This is a genomic window from Leptospira tipperaryensis (genome assembly GCF_001729245.1).
GTDB classification, from domain to species: domain Bacteria; phylum Spirochaetota; class Leptospiria; order Leptospirales; family Leptospiraceae; genus Leptospira; species Leptospira tipperaryensis.
The window spans coordinates 63,177-82,525 of record NZ_CP015218.1 but is presented as its reverse complement, the minus strand read 5'-3'; the positions used below and the strand labels follow the sequence as shown (position 1 = coordinate 82,525).

12 protein-coding genes and 2 pseudogenes are annotated in these 19,349 nt (G+C 38.9%); 4 read left to right on the top strand and 10 right to left on the bottom strand.

Annotated features, from left to right (window positions below):
- The first annotated feature begins 251 nt into the window (after nucleotides 1-251).
- Nucleotides 252-1,838, top strand: a complete 1,587-nt coding sequence (locus A0128_RS19715; RefSeq protein ID WP_069609486.1) for a hypothetical protein — start codon at nucleotides 252-254, stop codon at nucleotides 1,836-1,838.
- Between the two features lie 599 nt (nucleotides 1,839-2,437).
- Here A0128_RS19715 and A0128_RS19710 read toward each other — a convergent pair.
- From A0128_RS19710 to A0128_RS22400, 5 genes and pseudogenes are all read right to left on the bottom strand, one after another.
- Complete coding sequence (locus A0128_RS19710) at nucleotides 2,438-3,433, bottom strand: response regulator (protein ID WP_069609485.1); 996 nt, start codon at nucleotides 3,431-3,433, stop codon at nucleotides 2,438-2,440.
- Nucleotides 3,434-6,412: an MHYT domain-containing protein gene (locus A0128_RS19705; RefSeq protein ID WP_069609484.1), complete on the bottom strand. Its 2,979-nt coding sequence runs from the start codon at nucleotides 6,410-6,412 to the stop codon at nucleotides 3,434-3,436.
- A gap of 659 nt (nucleotides 6,413-7,071) precedes the next feature.
- The gene (locus A0128_RS19700) at nucleotides 7,072-7,821 is read right to left on the bottom strand and encodes a hypothetical protein (RefSeq protein WP_156781944.1); all 750 of its coding nucleotides are present in this window, start codon (nucleotides 7,819-7,821) and stop codon (nucleotides 7,072-7,074) included.
- Between the two features lie 604 nt (nucleotides 7,822-8,425).
- Nucleotides 8,426-9,136: a hypothetical protein gene (locus tag A0128_RS19695; protein WP_069609482.1), complete on the bottom strand. Its 711-nt coding sequence runs from the start codon at nucleotides 9,134-9,136 to the stop codon at nucleotides 8,426-8,428.
- A 322-nt stretch (nucleotides 9,137-9,458) separates the two neighbouring features.
- Nucleotides 9,459-9,686, bottom strand: a pseudogene (locus A0128_RS22400) (DUF1016 N-terminal domain-containing protein); the annotation flags it as partial.
- Nucleotides 9,687-9,857: 171 nt separating this feature from the next.
- Between A0128_RS22400 and A0128_RS19685 the strand changes: the two are divergent.
- Nucleotides 9,858-10,701: pseudogene (locus A0128_RS19685) on the top strand (integrase core domain-containing protein).
- A 100-nt stretch (nucleotides 10,702-10,801) separates the two neighbouring features.
- On the opposite strand, the gene A0128_RS19680 reads toward A0128_RS19685, so the two are convergent.
- From A0128_RS19680 to A0128_RS22185, 3 genes are read right to left on the bottom strand one after another with little or no spacing between them, the layout of a single operon-like run.
- Entirely contained in the window at nucleotides 10,802-11,395 is a 594-nt protein-coding gene (locus A0128_RS19680; protein WP_156781943.1) for a toxin-antitoxin system YwqK family antitoxin, read from the bottom strand.
- Nucleotides 11,392-12,615 carry a polymorphic toxin-type HINT domain-containing protein gene (locus A0128_RS19675; RefSeq protein ID WP_069609479.1) on the bottom strand — a complete coding sequence of 408 codons (1,224 nt, stop codon included), beginning with the start codon at nucleotides 12,613-12,615 and terminating at the stop codon, nucleotides 11,392-11,394. Before A0128_RS19675 ends, A0128_RS19680 begins: the two co-directional genes overlap by 4 nt.
- Nucleotides 12,615-12,839 (bottom strand): hypothetical protein, encoded by a 225-nt coding sequence (locus tag A0128_RS22185; RefSeq protein ID WP_156781942.1) that lies wholly within the window; start codon nucleotides 12,837-12,839, stop codon nucleotides 12,615-12,617. The genes A0128_RS19675 and A0128_RS22185 overlap by 1 nt, the downstream gene beginning before the upstream one ends.
- A gap of 762 nt (nucleotides 12,840-13,601) precedes the next feature.
- On the opposite strand from A0128_RS22185, the gene A0128_RS19660 reads away from it, so the two are divergent.
- Nucleotides 13,602-14,681: an integrase core domain-containing protein gene (locus A0128_RS19660; protein ID WP_069609476.1), complete on the top strand. Its 1,080-nt coding sequence runs from the start codon at nucleotides 13,602-13,604 to the stop codon at nucleotides 14,679-14,681.
- Between the two features lie 394 nt (nucleotides 14,682-15,075).
- On the opposite strand, the gene A0128_RS19650 is transcribed toward A0128_RS19660, so the two are convergent.
- Together A0128_RS19650 and A0128_RS19645 are read right to left on the bottom strand one after the other, a co-directional pair.
- The gene (locus tag A0128_RS19650) at nucleotides 15,076-15,807 is read right to left on the bottom strand and encodes a class I SAM-dependent methyltransferase (RefSeq protein ID WP_156781961.1); all 732 of its coding nucleotides are present in this window, start codon (nucleotides 15,805-15,807) and stop codon (nucleotides 15,076-15,078) included.
- A 62-nt stretch (nucleotides 15,808-15,869) separates the two neighbouring features.
- Nucleotides 15,870-17,210 carry a hypothetical protein gene (locus tag A0128_RS19645; RefSeq protein WP_069609473.1) on the bottom strand — a complete coding sequence of 447 codons (1,341 nt, stop codon included), beginning with the start codon at nucleotides 17,208-17,210 and terminating at the stop codon, nucleotides 15,870-15,872.
- A 110-nt stretch (nucleotides 17,211-17,320) separates the two neighbouring features.
- Between A0128_RS19645 and A0128_RS19640 the strand changes: the two genes are divergently transcribed.
- Nucleotides 17,321-19,333, top strand: a complete 2,013-nt coding sequence (locus tag A0128_RS19640) for a protein meaA (protein WP_069609472.1) — start codon at nucleotides 17,321-17,323, stop codon at nucleotides 19,331-19,333.
- Nucleotides 19,334-19,349 lie beyond the last annotated feature (16 nt).

The window sequence follows — 19,349 nt, the reverse complement described above, 5'->3', positions numbered from 1 at the left end:
CTACTTTGGAAGATTCCGTTGAATTCTGCTCCGCCTTGAATTTACGAGGCCAAGGAGGCATAAGTCCGAGATCCTTAATGCTACCGACTTCAGTCTTGAATCTCTTACGGCAATCAATGTTAAAAATTTAGGGGACATGCAATTCGATACGGAGTATTTCCACTCCAGAGGCAAAGAAATTTATTAGACAATAATTTATTGTATTCTATACTCGATTCGAATGATAATAATTAGAACATTGGAATTTATTAATGAATGCTCATGATTGCCTTTATGATCGAGAAAACTATTCAAAGTTCATGCCAAAATATTTTTTCTTAAGAGACGAGACGGATGCCTCAGAAAAAGGGGCCATTCATCTTGCGCCAAAAGAAGTGGATATTCTATTCAGAATCAGAAATCATACTAGCATTGAATCTTTTTTTTCCGGAAAGATACTCAGAATTTGGAAAGACGAGACGGCGAAGGTAAACCATACCGAACTACTAATAAAACTGTCGAACTCCAATCTAATATTAATTTTTCCTGAATTTCGTTTTAAGCCGGAGACGAAAGAGTTACTGGTATATCTTAATTTAATTTCCGGAAAAGAATTCAGAGTAAAAGATGCAAATATCATAAAAGAGATTTATCTCAATAGCTTGAGTCGGTCTTCTTCATCCATTCAAAATTATATCCTAACATGTGAACCGTATCATCTTGGTGAATTAAATCAAATTTCCGATTTCCTCACTACCGAGACAGAGGGAACATTTTTAAGGGATTCATTTGACTGCAATCGCTGGATCCACTCCTTTTGCAATAGGGAACTGATCAAAGATGACGTTTATGCGGATTGCGTTCGTATCATCTTAGAAATGATTCATGAGAATGAACAAGTTGTGGTCACTAAAACCGTAGGCCTTTTTCACGTTTCCGATCATTTAGCAAGCGACGCCTTTGAGGTAATAAAACACTTCTATTTGAAAAGATTGATTCCAAAGATTATGACGACGGATCCGGAAATCTGGTCCAAGATTTTAGAAGCTCGAAAAACGTTTGAAATCGATTTAGATTTTGAGGGGTCCTTTGAAGAATTGGAGTCAACTCTATTATCACAAGAGTTGTCTATCATTAGTAAACTGATGTTAGATAGAAAAGATAAAATAGCCGATTTTCTAATTTTAGCAAATTATATTTCGCAAAAGAACGACAGTGAACGAAACATGGGCATCTCTGCGCAGGAGGTCCAATCAATTAAACTTCTAAAAACAATGATGTCGATGAACATAGAGAGCTTATCCAAATTTGTTTTGATCGACTTAGAAGAAAATCGAGAATTTTCCTACAAAGTAATTGAACAATTACGTAAAGATCCGGAATGTATCGCGGACGAATGGTATGAGGGAAAACGAAAAGTAAACTGCATCTTTTACAATAAGCCTAAGAACGTAGAAGGTTTACTTGATATTATGATAAATGAATTTTCCTACAAAAAAGACATTCTTAAATGCTTTTTATTCGCACTTATTAAAAATAAAAAGAATTTCCCAACTCTTTTTTCTAACCCAAAATTTCACAAAAAACTTTTCCAGTTACAATTCTTGTGTTTTGAAAATAATCTCTCTTGGTTTGGGAAAGTTCTTCACTTTATCCATGCTTACGGCTGGTTAGAATCTTCTCTAGATAAAGAAGTCTCTCGTATCCAGTTTGATCAGATAAGTAAAAAAATGGATTATACGGAAACTCGGAAAAGAGGATTGGAAAAGATAAAACAAAAGTGGGTCCAGGACCACTTTCCTTTAAAAAATCAAAAGACCGATTTGAACGAGCAAAATCAACCTATTGCAATTCCGTAATATCGGAATCTATACCTCATTTCTCCTTATTAATTTTGCTCGGATTCTTTCTTTTCCTCAAAATTTAATTTCTAAACCGAGCGACCTAAATTGAACAAGCAGGGCATATTTGACAAGATGGTATAGCCCGAATCGATACTTCCAAAGATTGTATCAAACTTCGATTCTTAAATTACGAACAGAATCTGAGTGATTTTTTATAATATCTAAACTCCTATTAAATTCGATTTCCAATTTTTCAGATATTTATTCTCCTATAACTCTGCCACAAATTTTGTAAAATTTTAACGATCGAGATATTTAAAATATAGCTATAGGGATCCTTTATAGGATACGAAATGTTTATTCGAAATCTATATTTCCTGAAAGTTCAATCGAATAATATTTCATAAAAGAATCGCTTTACATCCCTGAATCGATTTTGATCATACTCGATGAGAGGAGTTTCAAGGAAGCGCTTTTTAATTTAAAAGTAAAGGGTAAATTGAGGATTTTGCATCTGCTCTCATTCAATAACTGGGAAATAATTTTATCTTTTCATTCGCGTAAATATCAGTGCATACATATCCACTAAATTTTTTAAACCTAATTCGTGCCCTTTAACTTTCAGCCCAACGTTCTCGGATCTCTAAAAATTTAGGCATCACATCCAAGAAGATAGGAATTAAACTAGGATCAAAGTGTTTTCCGGATTCTTTTTGTATATGAGCGATTGCGTCTTGAATTTCCCAGGCTTTTTTATAAGGTCTTTGTGTTGTGAGCGCGTCGAAAACATCGGCTAACGCAACGATACGAGCTTCGATCGGAATCCCCTCCCCTTTGAGACGGTTCGGATAACCGGAACCATCCCATTTCTCATGATGATTCTGAGCGATCGTTTTCGCTAACTGCAACAATCGAGAATCGTGATCTCCTATGATCTCCGCGCCGATGGCGGGATGTCTCTTCATGATTTCCCACTCATCGGGAGTAAGTCTACCTTGTTTTTGTAATATGTTATCCGGAATTCCGATTTTCCCTATGTCGTGCATAGGAGACGCATGCAAAAGGTCTTCCGCGCATTCCTCGGAAAATCCAGCGGCTAATGAAAGAATCTGAGAATAATGACTCATCCGAATCACGTGCAAACCCGTTTCGTTGTCTTTGTATTCCGCTGCCAGACCGAGTCTTTGAATGATTTGCAATCGGGTTTCTCGAAGTTCATCGTTTCGAACCAACGATAGATGGGTTCGAACCCTAGCTTTTACGATCGCGGGACTGATAGGTTTTGTAATATAGTCGACAGCCCCGGAATTAAATCCGTCGGCTTCGTCTTCTTCGTCTGCCATTGCGGTTACAAATATAATAGGAATCCTAGATGTCTCAGGCTCCGCTCTAAGAATTCTACACGTTTCGTGTCCGGTCATACCGGGCATCATCACATCTAACAAAATGATGTTTGGTTTTTCCGACTTCGCGAGTTCAATTCCTTTATAACCGTCTTTTGCAAAATACAATCTATAATCAGCGCTTAGGATTTGCTTCAATACCTGAAGATTTGCGGCTTCATCATCGATGATTAGAATCTTCGCTTGCGAGTTTGTTGTTATGCTCATTTATCTTTTGATTCCCGGAATTTTTAATAACGTTGAAAATTCGAATAATCTGGATTGCGCCTCTTCAAATTCAAACTGATTTACATGAAAGATAAATTTCTCAATTATATCTTCTTCTATCTTTCCGGAAACTAGAGTTAGTAATTCGTTAATGTGGTTTTCTTCGATAGTTCCTCTATCAAAAGCGTCGAAAATCTGGAGAAAAAGAACCCTCATACGTTCTATATCCGATTCATCCGGAACATTCAGTCTGGAATTTTTGGGACTTTTGATGGAAGTCGTTTCACTGAAATTTAATACCTTTGCCAATTCGCTTAACAATTCGGAAAGTTCTATCGGCTTCGCTACAAATCCATCCATACCCGCTGCCTCCGCGGCATCCCGATCTTCTTGAAAAACGCTAGCGGTTAGTGCGATGATTGGAGTTTTTTTTCTCTTTTCTTGCGTTTCCTGAAAACGCATGATCTTGGCGGTTTCGAGACCGTCTAAGCCGGGCATTTGAACATCCAGAAAGACTACGTCGAAAGTTTCCTGGGAATATTTCTTCACCGCGTCTTCTCCGTTAGACACTGTCGTCACCGTATGTCCTTCCTTTGTAAGGAGGAGCTTCAAAAGTTCGGTATTCTTTTCAATATCATCCACCGCCAAAATTCTTAATTTTGGGTAATGATAATTCAGAAATTTTTCATTTTGTGTCTCAAAGTTCGGATTTGCTATTAATGGTAGCGTAACGTGAAAATTACTTCCCTTACCCAACTCGCTTTCCACCCAGATCCGTCCCTTCATAAGATCCGTTAACTGTTTACAGATCGTAGTTCCTAAACCGGTTCCTCCGTAGCGTCTAGTCGTTGAAATATCGGCTTGAGTAAAAGGTTCAAATATTTTGCCCAAACGATCGGCCCGAATTCCGATCCCTGTATCTTTGATCGAAAAATGTACGGACGCATCTTTCGATTCTAGTTTGAGAGTTACCTTTCCTTGCTCTGTAAATTTAATTGCGTTTCCGATCAGATTGATCAGAATTTGGCGGATCCTCAAAGAATCTCCGAAAAAAAATTCGGCTAGATTAGGATCTATAATCACTTCAAAATCAAGATTCTTCTTTTTCGCGTTCAAACCAAAAATGGATTTGAGTTCGCTTATCAATTTGCGAAGAGAAAACGTATTATTCTCAAGTTCCACGGCGCCTTTTTCAAGCTTTGCCGTATTCAAAATATCATTCAAAAGACGTAATAGAGATTTTGCGGATCCTTTAATGATTTCTAAATGGCCTATTTGTTCTTTTTTGAGTTCGCTGGAAAGTAAAACTTCAGTAAACCCTATGATTGAGTTCATCGGAGTTCGAATTTCGTGACTCATATTCGCCAAAAAGGAAGTTTTTGTAATTGCGGCAAGTTCGGCTTTTTCCATAGACCTTCGCAATTCTTCTTCCATGTTTCTTCTTTCCGTGATATCTAAGATGACTCCGTCCAGAAAGAGAACTTCCCCATTGTCTCCGAAAATTGCGCTTCCGTGCTCCCAACACCATTTGATCTGTCCGTTTTTATCTAAGATTCTATATTCCAAAACAAAAGCTTTTTTATTCTTTACTGCTTCATCGACCGTCGCCCAAATTTTTTCACGATCTTCCGGAAGAATCGAATCGATAAAATATCGTTTTGGATGAGGTTCCGTAAAATCGGCGACCGGGTAGCCGGTTAACGTTTCCACTGCGTCGCTCATAAATATAACGCTCCACTTTTCGTTTAACAAACATCGATACGTTATACCTGGAATATTTTTGATAAGAGAACGCTTTTGTTGTTCGCTTTGTTTTAACGCATTCTCCATCATCTTCTGTTCGCTGATATCGGTTACAAATCCGACGAGAATATCTTCGTTCGGGAGTTTCGCATAACCTACTGCCAATCGGATGGGAAATCTGTCTCCATTCTTCCTGAGCCCCATCGGCTCCGAATCCGTTCCAAGAAATTTTCCAAATTCTCCCGAGAGTTGATTGAGTTGTTGATTTCCAAATAGATCCGGTATAAGAATTTGAATTTTCTGACCTATCACTTCAGAGCTTTCGTATCCGAATATCTTTTCTGCAGAATGATTAAAATCTCGAATGTATCCCGACATATCGATGGTAAACACACCATCAACTGCGGTCGTAATGATGGCTCTCATTCTAGTTTCGCTGGAACGAAGATTGTTTAGCAATTTACGATAACGCAAAAATGCGTTTACTCCAAAAGTAAACGCAGTAAACGATATGGTAGTAATCGAAACGGCTAACGCTAAGAACGTCGGATTGGATGGATCATTCGAGAGGATCGTTTCGGGAGTTCCAATAAATCGCGCGGCGAACATTCCGGTGTAATGCATTCCTGAAATCGCCAATCCCATCACTGAGCCCGCGATCATAGTCGGTAAATTGGGTCCTAACTTTAGATTGAGCAAACCGAAACGTATCCAAAGAGATAAGATCGCCAAAACGATTGCGACCAGAATGGACAACCCGAAAAAGACAGGATCGTATCGTAATAAAACGTCGGTTCTCATCGCCGCCATACCCGTATAGTGCATGGCTCCGATTCCCGAGCCGACCAAAATTCCCCCAAAGATCAATTCGATCCACTTGATCTTTGGTCGACTCACATAAGCAAGCGCGATCATCGAAGCAATCAAACTTGGAAAAATTGATACGATCGTGAGCGTCTTATCGTAAGATACGGTAGTACACAATTGAAAGGAAAGCATTCCGATAAAGTGCATGGACCAAATTCCACAGCCGAGCGCAAGACTTGCCGCAAAGAGAATGAGAAATTTACTGCTTGGATGAAAAGATTCCGGTAGGGATTGTCCTACCATACGCAACGCAATGTACGAAGAGAAAATGGCAACAAGAACGGAAAGAATAATCAGAATGGGATCATAAGAACTGGGTAAAAATGAAACCGATGTATCAAATAGAAAAAAATTCTGAATTAAGACCATAAGCAAAATTAGGTTCCCAAAGAGAGAAAGCGTTGGATACAAAGAAGAGATTCAATATTTCAAATGATAAATCGCGTTTCAAATTTGAATTTGAGAATTTGGGCACTTTTTGAAAATTCTGAAAGACAAAAAGTAAGGGCTTTCGCTTATTTTAAATGTATAAATAAGTTAGGAAATTTAAGCAACAGAAAACGCAATTATCCCTTAATATACATCGTTTTTTAAATTCTATTTTGGGATATTTCTACTAATATTTAAAGATAACGTCTTATATTTTTCGCACTTTTAAGAATGAAATAGAAGGCTTTTCTCGCCGATTGAGATTTTGATCAGACAAATTTCAAAAAGATGAACAAACGCCGTTGAAGCCTTTTCGGATGAAAGTCCGCTCTCATCTTAACTGCTGCTCGCCTCCGTTACGTAGCTTGGACTAAATGGAAACTAAAAAGTAGGCTGACTTTAGAGAAGTTAAAAGAGCCAAGACTTCAAAGCTAATGGATTGATCACATGAGAAAAGCTTCTCTTAGGTTCTCATTGATGCGAAATCAATCTTAAGGGCAGTGTCCGACTTGGCTAAGAAGAAATTATTTCGCAATAAAGAGCAAGAGTGAACTACGAGCGGATTGAAAAATCGAAGTCATTATGACTGGTCAGTAAAATTATCCGAGCGCATTTTTACCAAAAGGAACGACAAATATCTGGATCGGGAAGGTTATAATATCGAAAATAAAAGCGGGTGGATATAATAAGTACAACAGAATGTTAGGTTTTTCGGTTCGTTCGCCAGTGATTGTCGACAATTCAATTAAAAAATTGTATTTTCCGTTTACTGAAACCATTCTTTGCTTTATTAGAGGTTCAAAAGAGCGCGGAGACTTTTCATGAATGAAAATGTAAATTGTCTTAGGTATCTTTACTCTTTGCATTGAATGAAATTTTAGAGTTTTTTTTACTTTATCGCAATCTTGTTTAAACTCATATCGATCATAACTTTTATTCAATATTTCATGGTAACAAACATCATCAAGATCCTTCCTAGGTTTATTATAAGTTACCAAACGAGATAATCCATCATCCGAAATAGAAATCGACTTAGGAAATCCAAACTGCAAATATCCATCCTCGTAAATATTTTGGCTCATTTTGCCGTGAACGAACGCATATTCATTGTTAAAATAAATAAAGCCTTTTCTACCTCCAATGTAATAATATTCATCATTACTTAGTTTAGGCAGTCTTAAAATGTTCTCCTTTATCGTTTTATCGCAATAGCTAAAACTAAAATATTTCGTAGAGAGGCAATTTTGGTAATCGTAGGCTTGATCTAAATTCGGCACATCAAATCGAATGGTCTGATTGTTTAAGTCGCTTAGCTCAGCAATTTCTTTTACTTCGAACTGTTTTGTCACGAGTTCGGGGATAGTTAAGTAATTCAATCGCATTGTCATGCAAGAATAAATAAATATCGGAAAAACTATTAAGATTTTTTTTATTTTCATATTTTTTTTGAAAATCGCAGAACAATCGTGTCTTTAAAGTTTCGCACAAATGAAAACTTACGAGAAATTCTCCTCAGACGAGCAAGCCATAAGCTTTAAAGTTTTTAATTCTTTTAACTTCTCCATGTCAACATACTTTTTAAATGTAGGCAAAGCCCCCCAAGACACGCTTACCCAACGTAAGAGTCGAGTTCCCATTTGGAAACACTCCGTAACCTTTGTTCGGTTCTACCATTATTTTGGGTTCTCTCTTTGAATTTGCTCGTTACAAACTCAATCAGCAAGGAGAGCCTTCTCAGTCATTCTTAAATGTGTGAAAGATTTAGGACGTTATCCTAAAACAACTAGCAATACCAGAACAAATGCGCCCGTTGCAATTTCCTTTAATATTTACTTAATTTCATACTCTAACTGAGCTTAGTACTGAAATTTTTGCAAAGATATCGCCTAACAAAATTTTCTCGGCACTCCCGATCAATATAGAGCAAGGCGATTGCCTGCAATCTAAACCATTCTATTCTTTCAATCTAATTCGAATGTTATAGATACAACGGCAATTGAAGTCACCAACCTCAGAAATCGCAGTATAAGAACATTGAACTAAATTTACTGTTTCCAATTCAGTATTTAGTTCTTCCGCAAATAAGATCGGTTCTCCTTCCGTGATCCGCTGTGAAATATGTAATGTTAAATCTTTTCGTATCCGAGCGTTTGCTTCCGACCGGGTAACTACCGAACACTTGGCTAATAATTTGTCATTGAATATTGAGGATGACTCTTTGACGTTCACTGAATATGCTTTATAAAAATATTCTTTTTCACCTTTACATTTTGTTTCATGAGAACCCGAAATGACCCCGTTTAACTCCGTTATCATCCCAGAATCATGACCTAAAATAACAAGGGTAGTGCCAAAAAACGAAGTAACGAAATAGACTCCAGCGGAAACCACAGACTGGGTCGCAGCTAAAACTGATATCGTAATATCTGCCATGAAACCACGAAAAGTATACTTATCTCTATTTACATTCTCGAGTCGGCGTATCATGGCTCCATTATTGCAATTATCTACATATTGATTTTGCTGATTTTCGGAATCAATTTTACTCCCTACTAATCCAGACCAAAATCCCAAGCAATTTGCACTTAATAGAAATCCGAATATTAAAAGAGCAAATCTATACATAATTTTTTTCACTACGACCTCAAATATAAAAGGCTTCATAAACTTTGGTGCTCGACGAAACAGTAATATTAAAACCAGGTTCGGACGAGATTAAACAATCGTTAGCATCACTTAAATAAAACCAATTAAAGCTCCTGTCAGAATTACTATCCAAAAGGAAATCATAGAAGTATCGTAAAACTTATTCAGAAGCCAGTAATATACATAGGAAAGGCCAAAAACAATTGCGACTGCAATAAATATCACAAACGAAAATTCATCCATAAAGAGAAAGCTCAAGACAAAATAAATGCCTGCATAAATAGCTGCACATCTTCGAGGGTTACGAGTTTGAATTAAAATTTTGATTAGCACACCCAAAAAAGCCACTTTGATTACGGTTGCGTAGTTCCTTTGAAATCAATTTCAGCCAACTACCGCTCCATCGTTCTTGTTCTGTGCTTCTTTCCTCTGCAGATTTTAAGATCTTACCGATTTCCCGATTCGCTTCCAATACTTCAGAGCTACCGTTCAAAGAACTTTTGGTTCGCATCTCTTCGTAAGCTTTCAAAATCCTCAATAGTATTTTGTTTAGTTCATTGCGAGTCATAGTATTTCAATGTTCGTGTTCGTAAAAATTCATTCATTAAAACTTTACGTTATAACCTGAAATCAATTCTTATCTATTTTCATTGTAAATACAGTCTTCTTAAATACAATCTAAAATACGAATATGAATTATCACTCCTTGTTCTAAGATCCTTGGTTTTGGGCTTTTGTCGTGGAAAATATTCTTTTGTATCTTCTCTGGAAATTCCCACCAGAGCAAGGCACTTTTGTTTTTAAAGTCTTAAAAAACAAACTTAGAAAATTCTTAAAGCTTAAACAAAAAGGCAGGCCAGGTTTACGAGAGTATTGGAAGCTTTACTATCAAATTAAAGATATGTTAAAGAACAATATTAATTGGGGTGCCTCCAGAATCCATTCCGAACTTCTTTTATTAGGATATTCAATATCCTTAACTTCGATAAAAAGGAAACAACCCATTTCGAGGGAATTGGAATGTTTGGTTAAATTTAATCTCTCAAATCAAAGAGTATACCGTTGCAATGGATCTTTGTAGAATTCAAACCATGTATGGAAAAACTCTTTACGCATTAGCTTTTATTCATGTAAGTTCGAGAAAGATTGTTCATCTAAATATTACATCAAATCCTTCCAGAGATTGGGTTCTGCGACAAATTCGGGAAGCAAAATCTCTTTGCAAAGAATTTGAAATTCTTCTTCGGGATAACGATATACTTTTCTCAGGAAGAAGAATTCTTCTGGGTTTGGAAGCATTAGGCATTCAATCTCTTCACACGCCCATCGCTTCTCCCTGGTGCAATGGAATCATGGAACGTTGGTTCGGTTCTTTTAGGAGGGAATGTTTAAATCATATTCCGATCTTTTCTTTGGCTCATGCACAAGCCATTTCATCGGAATACGTCAACTATTACAACGTTTGGAGGCCGCATCTCGCTTTGAACAAAGACTCACCTGCTGGAAGACCAATTTCTTACCCTTCTTCTACCTCCAAAGTCATCAAACGAAAAGTCCTCGGAGGAATTCATCATCTTTACTAGCATTCCGAGGTTGACTTTGAAAAAACCGCTTAACAAACATTAGCTGTGACACAAAACGATACTTAACAAATGGCAGTTTTGGCCTACGACACAAAAACAATCACCAATAATCATTAATTATTCTTCTAATAACGTTGTGTTTCGCACCTGTATATGTCTCTAACAACTCGCCATTCTTCATATGAAAAACAAAGAAACTTTCGCCATTTTCAAACTTTTGCTCACCGTTTAACTTTCCGTTTTTGAATTCTAAATGAATTTTTAAAACACCAGTAATATCGAATTCCTTATAAGAACCCTCCAGCTTTTCATTCACGCGATTCTCTACAATCCAGCGTCTTTTAACTCCGCTAAAATACGCATGTTTATCAACAGCGCTTGGCCTCTCATCGTCTCTATTGCCAATGACTCGACGATTATTGACATCATTATCATTATAATATTTAATAATATTCTGAATATTCCCTGAAGGATCGAAAATCTTTCGAATCTCAGATCCATTCAAGTAGCTGATTGATTCCTCTATAACTTTTCCTTCTCTATTAAACTCTTTTTGTACAACGGTATTATCTGGCATTTTTTCAGTCGTTACACAAGTTCCTCTACTATTAAATTCTGTACATGCTTTTGCAGGTTTTGGACATGCAACCAAAAACAAAAACACTATTCCGACAATAGATCCTTTCTTACTCACTTTATTGGCCTCCATCCCCTACTTAATAAATAATCATTATATGATTTCACAAGTTTTTGTGCATCAAATGTTTTAGCGCTAACGCTGTCCGCCATTGCAGAACCTAAGTAGTTCCTGTAATCATTCGAAAACTCAGCCAACTGTTGCAATGCAATCTGAGAATGTTTGAGCGGAGAGTCACCTTCAATTGCATCGAAATTCAACTCTCTACGAAAATTAAAGTTCGCGCCAAAATCTCGATTTTTAATGCCCGCAGTTAGGTCTGCAAGCTTACTCATATATGTATTGTATTTCTCAGTCCTATTAGCCATCATTTTATCGAGATCCAAATTATTACCCTCCAGCTGAGAATACTTGAGATACCTTTTTGTATCGTTTGGATCGTCACTTTCACGTAAACTATCCAATGTACGATTTCCTAAAAGTATCTTCATCTCTTTTTCGTTTTCTGACTTGGAAACATTAATCAATTTTACATCATTTTCGAAATTCGATTTCTCAATCTCTCCATCATGTGCAATCAGCTCTTCATAAAGTGGCCCTGTTTTTGAATCTGCAGCTAAATCTTTTGCAGCAGTCCCGCCCTCAATACCGGCACCTAATATCGATCCTGCAGTTCCTTTTAATAAATCTGCACCTGCCTTTACAAATTCTTCCAAAGTTTTATCTTTCAATTCCTGATATTGGCTAAAATCTTTTTCGATTGATAACCTTGCTTCCGAATATCTGTTTACCATATTTTCATAACCGTCAGCGTTGTGGACCAGAATCGCAACATCCGATACAAAGTAAGTGTGAGCGTTTTCAACCTGGAAGTTATACACAGTAGTTTGTCTTAGTTCAATCTCGATTGAATGAAGCGTTAAGCGTTCTTCGTTTGATAAAATAGATTTGTCGCCTACTTGCAGTTTTTCTGCTTTAACCCAACCTTTGCCATCAATATAAAATGGATGCGTATTTGTTGTTTCAACCGAACTGCCGTTCTCATAAGTCAGTTTATAAATTTTATCCGTTTGGCGAATATAAGTCTCTGATACTCTATTATATTCAAACTCATCTTCACTCTCATCCCAAGAAAGAACCTGGTCTCCAACTTGGATCTCCTCGATCTTCTTCGTTCCTGTCTTCGTATGGACCAATGTCCCTGCTGTAAAACAGGTACTGATACTAAACGCACCATTCTCATCCAATCCACCATTGCCGTCCGTCGCATAGCCCATCACCGCTGAAAGCTGTTTAGCAGATCGTTGAAAAAGCCGCTCTGAGACTGACCTCCCATTGCAATGTTCAAACCTTCGCTACGAAGTTGTTCGACTGCTTTGCTTGTGCTGTCTTCCCAAAGCTTCTGACTCGCTGGACCACCTTCGATGGCTGCCTGTTTGTTCGAATCATACAACGAGATCAATTCGTCATGACCACCGTCTTTCGTCATCAGAGTGCCCATCTGCTCTGCTGTGATCACACCACGTTCTACTAAAACGTTACCGTATTTGTCGGATTTGGAGATGCTTGAAGAAAAGGCCAGGGCGGCTTTCGGGGAAAAGATATTATTGTTTTGGAATGTTGAGTAGGAAGAAAGAAAAGGCTTTGAGTAGCGTTTCCCCGAAACCGGGCTCTCAGCTCCGGTCAATAAATTGAAAGATAATATCGATATGAAAAGTATTACTCTAACTCGCAATTTATTGACCACGCTTCCATCCCTGCCGCGGGAGTTACAAAATTCATTTTTCTCTTAGAACGATCTTTCTTTTATCAAAAATCGTTCCTTCGCACCGCCGGTGCAGTTGAGTCGAATCCTCGAAAAAATTCTCTAAATTCAACTCCTTTTGAAAGTATGTAAAAGTCTGAACGGGCGACAACTACTTTCGTATTTCTTCTAAATTTAATTTCGATATCTACGTTACAGGTTGCTTGATTGGTGTTCAGCTAATTCTTGATTCAAATAAATACCTTCTTGAAGAAGATCATTCGGATTTTGAATCTGTTTATTTGAATACAAAACTTCTCATAGATATCTTTAGAGCGGCTTCTAACAATTACTCTACTCTTTGCGTGTAATTTCTTTTTCAAGGATTCAAAGTTATCATCACCTTCATTCGTGCCACAGCTGCGCAGACCTAACGTTATCTTTTTTATAGAAACGGGGCCAAATTCCGAATGCTTTTTTATTACGATATAATCTAACTCTCCGATAAAAACAATACAGATGCTTCTACTTGAACTTTCCTTGCTTCTCAACTGCATTTTAATCTTTCGATCCTTTTCGGATTTTAAAAATCAAACCCAACATTCCAACCAAATTTTAATTCTCAAATTACAGTTAACTGCATTCAAACGGAAAAACAAAAAGTTTCAACCAACACCTTTTGAAAGACTGAAACTTGTGTTACTTTCTTACTGCAATTTTGATTGGAAAGAAAATTTAATTCTTGTTTCTCCTGCAACTCTCTTAGAATGGAAAAAGAACAAACTCAGAATCTTCTGGGCAATGATTTCAAGAAAGAAAAAACCGGGAAGACCCAATATCCCTTGGGACATCATTAAACTCATTCGCAGGGTCGCAAAAGAAAACAGAATCTGGGGTGCCACAAAACTACACGGCCTTTTACAAAAATTAGGATACAATTGCTCAGAACGAACGGTTTCTAAATACATCCCCAAAAGACCTCCTGATCCTAAAAAACAGCTTTCTTGGAAACAGTTCTATTCCCTTCATTCGGACACAATGATTGTTTCCGATACCTTTACTTCTTACTCGGCAAATTTTAAAGAAATCTTTCGCGTAGTTTTCTTTTTACATGTTGGGACAAGACAAATCCTTCACTTTGATATTCATACAAACCCAACCACGAATTGGATGAAGAGCGTTTTGAAACTCGTAATTCGAAAACAAGCAAAGTCAGGAAAGAAGATTCAATATTTCTTGTCTGACAACGATCCCATATTCGGGAAACGATTTAGTAAATACTTAGAAAGATTTGGAATCAAACACAAAAAGACAACCCGTTATTCTCCTTGGCAAAATTGTTACGCGGAGCGTTGGGTTAAGACGTGCAGAAATGAATTTTTAGATTATTTCATTCCAATCAATCAGTATCATTTGGAAACGAAGTTGGAAGAGTTCATTCATTTCTACAATCATCATCGAACCCATCTCGCTCTAAATAAAGACAGTCCTGTTCCGTCTCCAATCCTGAAACCGCCTGCAAACGGGAAAGCGGAGCTAATTGCAACACCCGTTCTTGGCGGTCTGTATCATACTTATTCTTACAAAAACGTAGCCTAACGTTTGTAGTCTATTTTGGAAAAGGAACTCGTGTATTTGAGTTAGGAGAATTACGTCCTGATTCTTTTTTTAGTCTTAAATAATGGTTCAAAAACAAATACATTCAGTTACTTGAATGTATTTTTTCAATTTTTCAGAAATAATTTGAATGCGAAACTATGAAAAATCTCAGAAAAAATCTGCTATTGTATCGATCCGCTCTGTGATTTTAATTTATGCGAGGCTCAGTTATATTCGTCCTGAGTTCAGTCAGTTGTACTTAGATGAGTTTAGTTTTTTAAAGAATGCGAATCTGTTGGGATTCGAAGATTTACGGATCAACTTTTTAAGGACGAAAGTGGTGAAATCCTTTGACTCCGATCCGGTGAGGATTGGAGGGAAGGGATATTAAGGATTATTCGTCCTTAAACAATTGATCCGTAAAACGGGAATCTGCGACAAGGCGACTTTCCAAAAGATTAAAACCGACTCTTCGGAAGTAAGGTTCGATCATCTTCATGTATTGTTTTTTAGTTCTTACGAATGCGTAGGGATCTTCAAAGTAGATTTCTTTTTTCATTCTTATATAGTCGTCTTTTGTGGGAACGGAGAAATAGAGATACTTTACAATTCTATGAAGTTTCTCGAAGACCGGTTTGAGATCTCCCTCGATATACTGTACAACGGAATTGCAAATTCCAAGATCGAAAGGAAGATGAACAAAATAAGACAAATCTAATTCTTGAACGGTTGTGTTTAAGACGGAGATGTTCCAGGCGCGGATCCATTTTTGCGCGATCAGTTCGTCGAGCATCTGCTCCGAAGGATCGATCGCGAGAACCCTTCCGGGCTTGAAGATCTTTACCATCTCTTTCAAAAGAATCCCTTTTCCAAAACCGAAGTCAGCGATCGAGTTTACGTTGATCTCCATCAAATTGAGGATCGATTTCGCATAACGTGCGTGTTCTTTTGCGTTAAATGTCGCGTCCACGTCCGTCCCGGAACCGTAGATGTCCCTCCAATACGCGGTTTCAAAAGGAAGTCCGTTGGCTCCTATCGTCAAACCCTCGTCCTCGGAAGATTCTTCTTTTTTGCCTTTTAAGCCGAACTTTAGTTTTTCTTTATATTCCGATAAGGAGACGGCGATCTTTTGACCTTTGGAAGTCGGATTCTTATCTTTTGAATTTTTCTTTTGGTTCCAGATGGACTTCAAGGGTTCTGTTCCGGACTCAACGCAGAAGATGTAAAGATTCCCGTCAGAAAACGATTGAGCCCCTTCTCCCCATTCTTAGATAGAAGTTGAGAATTTGCTTTTTCCACCTGGATCTTGATCTGCGTATTTTCCTTTTCTCCGCTTATCACTTTTGTAAGAAATCCAGTAATCAGAATCTGTTCTCCGGATAGAAAAACATATTGTGGATTCTTAAACTTATATCGTTTTAAAAGATCTCTCTTGTCCGCGAGCCAGACTTCTTCCAAAAAGAGATAGTCCCGATTCTTCCATTCCTTCGGTTTAATAGAAACAAGTCTTTGTTTGGAATGAAAATATACGTAAGACGAAACAGCGGGGCTTGCAAAGATCTTCTCCTCCGCTTGAATCACTTCCCTACTCTTTAAATTTACAAGATCCTTCGTAAACGCGCTTAATTTCGTCGCGTTGATTCCGGTCGTAGGTTTCACCGAAAAGTATGCGGAAACAAGAAGAGCCACAAACAACACGGCGCTCGCTCCGATCGTACTCAGTTCTTTCTCCGACTTCAAAAGAAAACTTCCTACGTAGAGGATGAGAAACAACGGACCCAGGTTGATCAGATAATTCCAACCCAGCTTATAAAAACTCTCGAATGAATTTTGTCCGTAGAAGTCTACGTTGACCAGAATCGTCAGAAGTGCGAGAAGCACTCCTAAATAAACGAGCAAGACGAGTTGAGGAATGTTTCTTCTTTTAAAAAAGACGGACTGATGTTTTTTTCTCTCTCTGATTCCCACGGTTCCGGCTTTGATCACAAAGACGGTCATTCCAAAAAGAAACACCGAGAAATGAGAAAAGAAACTTCCTAGAATACAAACCACGAGCAAGAATATGTCGCCCAGAGTTTCCATTCTAAATGCAAGAAAGAGAATCAACAGAAAGGCAAGACTGAACAACTCAGGATAAAAATACAATGGTATCGAAAAACTAAGTGGAGTCAGAGCCGAAAGATAACAGATCAAATAATGATTCGGTTTCCATTTTTCTCTCTGAAGAGTCAGGCCGATCACGTGAATACAAAATGAAAAAATAAAAGCGGAGAGAGAATAAAAAGCCGTGGTATAGTTGAGCCCGGTGATCGATTTCCAAAAATCCAGAATGAAAAAGGAAAGCGGAGCTTGATCGGAGAAAAATTTTCCCTCTTCCGTAAGAGAACGAAGGTTTGCAAGAACGCTCATCGCTTCCGGATTCAGAGGTTCTCCGAACCAGTTATAAAGGACGGAAAGCACGACTGAAAGGCCGATCGCCGAGAGAAAAAGGTAGATTGGGTTGGCTTTGTTGCTTCTTTCTAAATCCATTGCGGGTCCGTAGGGTTTTTGCGGAAATCAGAGCAAGGATAAAAATTGAGGTGAAATTCTACCAACACATTTTGAAGTAACAATGAGAACCTCGAATCGGGACAGAATTCATGGAAAATAAAGATCATATCCTTTACGACAAAGCCGGGAAGCCTTCCAAAGAGCCAGCCTGGATCTTCCGAACCTACGCGGGACACACAAACGCGAGAGAATCGAACGAACTCTTCCGAAAAAACCTCTCCAAAGGTCAAACCGGACTCTCCATCGCCTTCGACCTCGCGACTCAGTGCGGTTACAGCTCCGATCATCCGATCGCAAGACCCGAAATCGGGAAAGTCGGAGTTCCGATCAACACCCTTGAGGATTTTAGAATTCTCTTCGACCAGATTCCTCTCGAGGAAATGAACACATCGATGACGATCAACGGGACTTCGATGTATCTTCTGTCTCTTTACGTCGCCCTTGCCCAAGAAAGAGGAGTGGACATCGGACTCCTCCAAGGAACCACACAAAACGACATCATCAAAGAATACCTCGCAAGAGGGACTTACATCTTCCCACCCGCACAATCCATCCGTGTGATCGTGGACATGTATGAATACAGTTTGAAAAACATTCCGAAATGGAATCCATCTAACATCTGTTCGTATCACTTGCAGGAAGCCGGCGCAACTCCGGTGCAGGAACTCGCCTTCGCTCTCGCAACCGCGATCGCAATTCTAGACGCGATCAAAGAAAGAAACTGTTTTACTCCGGACGAATTCGAACAGTGCGTGGGAAGAATTTCGTTCTTTGTAAACGCGGGAATTCGTTTTGTGGAAGAGATGTGCAAGATGCGCGCCTTCACCGATATGTGGGACGAGATCACAAGAGATCGTTATCAAGTAAAACAGGAAAAGTATCGTCGTTTCCGTTACGGGGTTCAGGTAAACTCTCTCGGTCTCACCGAAGAACAACCGGAAAACAACGCCTGGAGAATTCTCATCGAAGCGTTAGGCGTCACCATGAGCCGGGACGCTCGTTGTAGAGCGCTTCAACTTCCCGCTTGGAACGAAGCCCTTTCTCTTCCAAGACCTTGGGATCAACAGTGGTCTCTGAGACTTCAACAAGTTCTCGCGTACGAAACGGACTTACTAGAGTATCCCGATCTATTCGAAGGTTCTAAAGTAGTAGAGAGCAAAGTAAAGGATCTCAAAGAAGAAGCCTACAAAGAAATTCAAAAAATTCTGGATATGGGCGGAGCGATCAAGGCGATCGAGAACGGTTATATGAAATCGCAACTCGTCAAATCGCAAGCGGAACGTCTCGCAAAGATCAACAACAACGAACTCATCATCGTCGGAAAGAACAAGTGGACCGAAGGAATCGAATCCCCTCTGATGACCGACCAAGACGGTGGTGTTTTCAAAGTGGATCCTAAGTCCGCGGAAGAAACTCTCAAAGTTTTGGCGAAGACAAAAGAAAAACGAGACGCGAATCAAGTAAAGACCGCTCTTGCCAATCTCGAAGCCGACGCAAAAGCAAATAAGAATCTGATGACCGCTTCGATTGAATGCGCCAAGGCCGGAGTTTCCACGGGAGAATGGGCCGACGTTTTAAGATCCGTTTTCGGAGAATACAGACCTTCTACCGGAGTCGAGGGACAAAAACTCAATCTAGAAACCGAAAAGGTAACGAGAGTCAGAGGGAAAGTCGAGGCCTTCTTAAAAGCAAACGGTTCTAGACCGAAGATCGTAGTCGGCAAACCGGGGTTAGACGGACATTCCAACGGAGCCGAAATGATCGCGGTTTCCGCAAAACACGCGGGCTTTGACGTGATCTATTCCGGAATTCGTTTAACACCGGAGGAAATCGTTCAGACCGCCGTGGAAGAAAACGCGGACGTGATCGGAGTTTCGATCCTTTCGGGTTCTCACCAAGAACTCGCGGAACAGATCTTCCAGGAATTAAAACACTACAAAGCGAACATTCCCGTCGTTTTTGGCGGGATCATTCCTCCGGGAGATTTCGACGCTCTTTTAAAACTCGGTGTCAAGGCGATCTTTACTCCGAAGGATTACGATTTGATGGACGTGATGGAAAAAATCATCGATATCATTTCCAAAACCGTAAAAGCCGCATAACGCGTCCTCTTCGGAA

Excerpts from the sequence above, each read along its gene's own strand:
- A0128_RS19715 (WP_069609486.1), top strand. The coding sequence starts at position 252 with ATGAATGCTCATGATTGCCTTTATGATCGAGAAAACTATTCAAAGTTC.
- A0128_RS19710 (WP_069609485.1), bottom strand. The coding sequence starts at position 3,433 with ATGAGCATAACAACAAACTCGCAAGCGAAGATTCTAATCATCGATGAT.
- A0128_RS19705 (WP_069609484.1), bottom strand. The coding sequence starts at position 6,412 with ATGGTCTTAATTCAGAATTTTTTTCTATTTGATACATCGGTTTCATTT.
- A0128_RS19695 (WP_069609482.1), bottom strand. The coding sequence starts at position 9,136 with ATGAAGCCTTTTATATTTGAGGTCGTAGTGAAAAAAATTATGTATAGA.
- A0128_RS19675 (WP_069609479.1), bottom strand. The coding sequence starts at position 12,615 with ATGGGCTATGCGACGGACGGCAATGGTGGATTGGATGAGAATGGTGCG.
- A0128_RS22185 (WP_156781942.1), bottom strand. The coding sequence starts at position 12,839 with ATGGGCACTCTGATGACGAAAGACGGTGGTCATGACGAATTGATCTCG.
- A0128_RS19660 (WP_069609476.1), top strand. The coding sequence starts at position 13,602 with ATGCTTCTACTTGAACTTTCCTTGCTTCTCAACTGCATTTTAATCTTT.
- A0128_RS19645 (WP_069609473.1), bottom strand. The coding sequence starts at position 17,210 with ATGGATTTAGAAAGAAGCAACAAAGCCAACCCAATCTACCTTTTTCTC.
- A0128_RS19640 (WP_069609472.1), top strand. The coding sequence starts at position 17,321 with ATGGAAAATAAAGATCATATCCTTTACGACAAAGCCGGGAAGCCTTCC.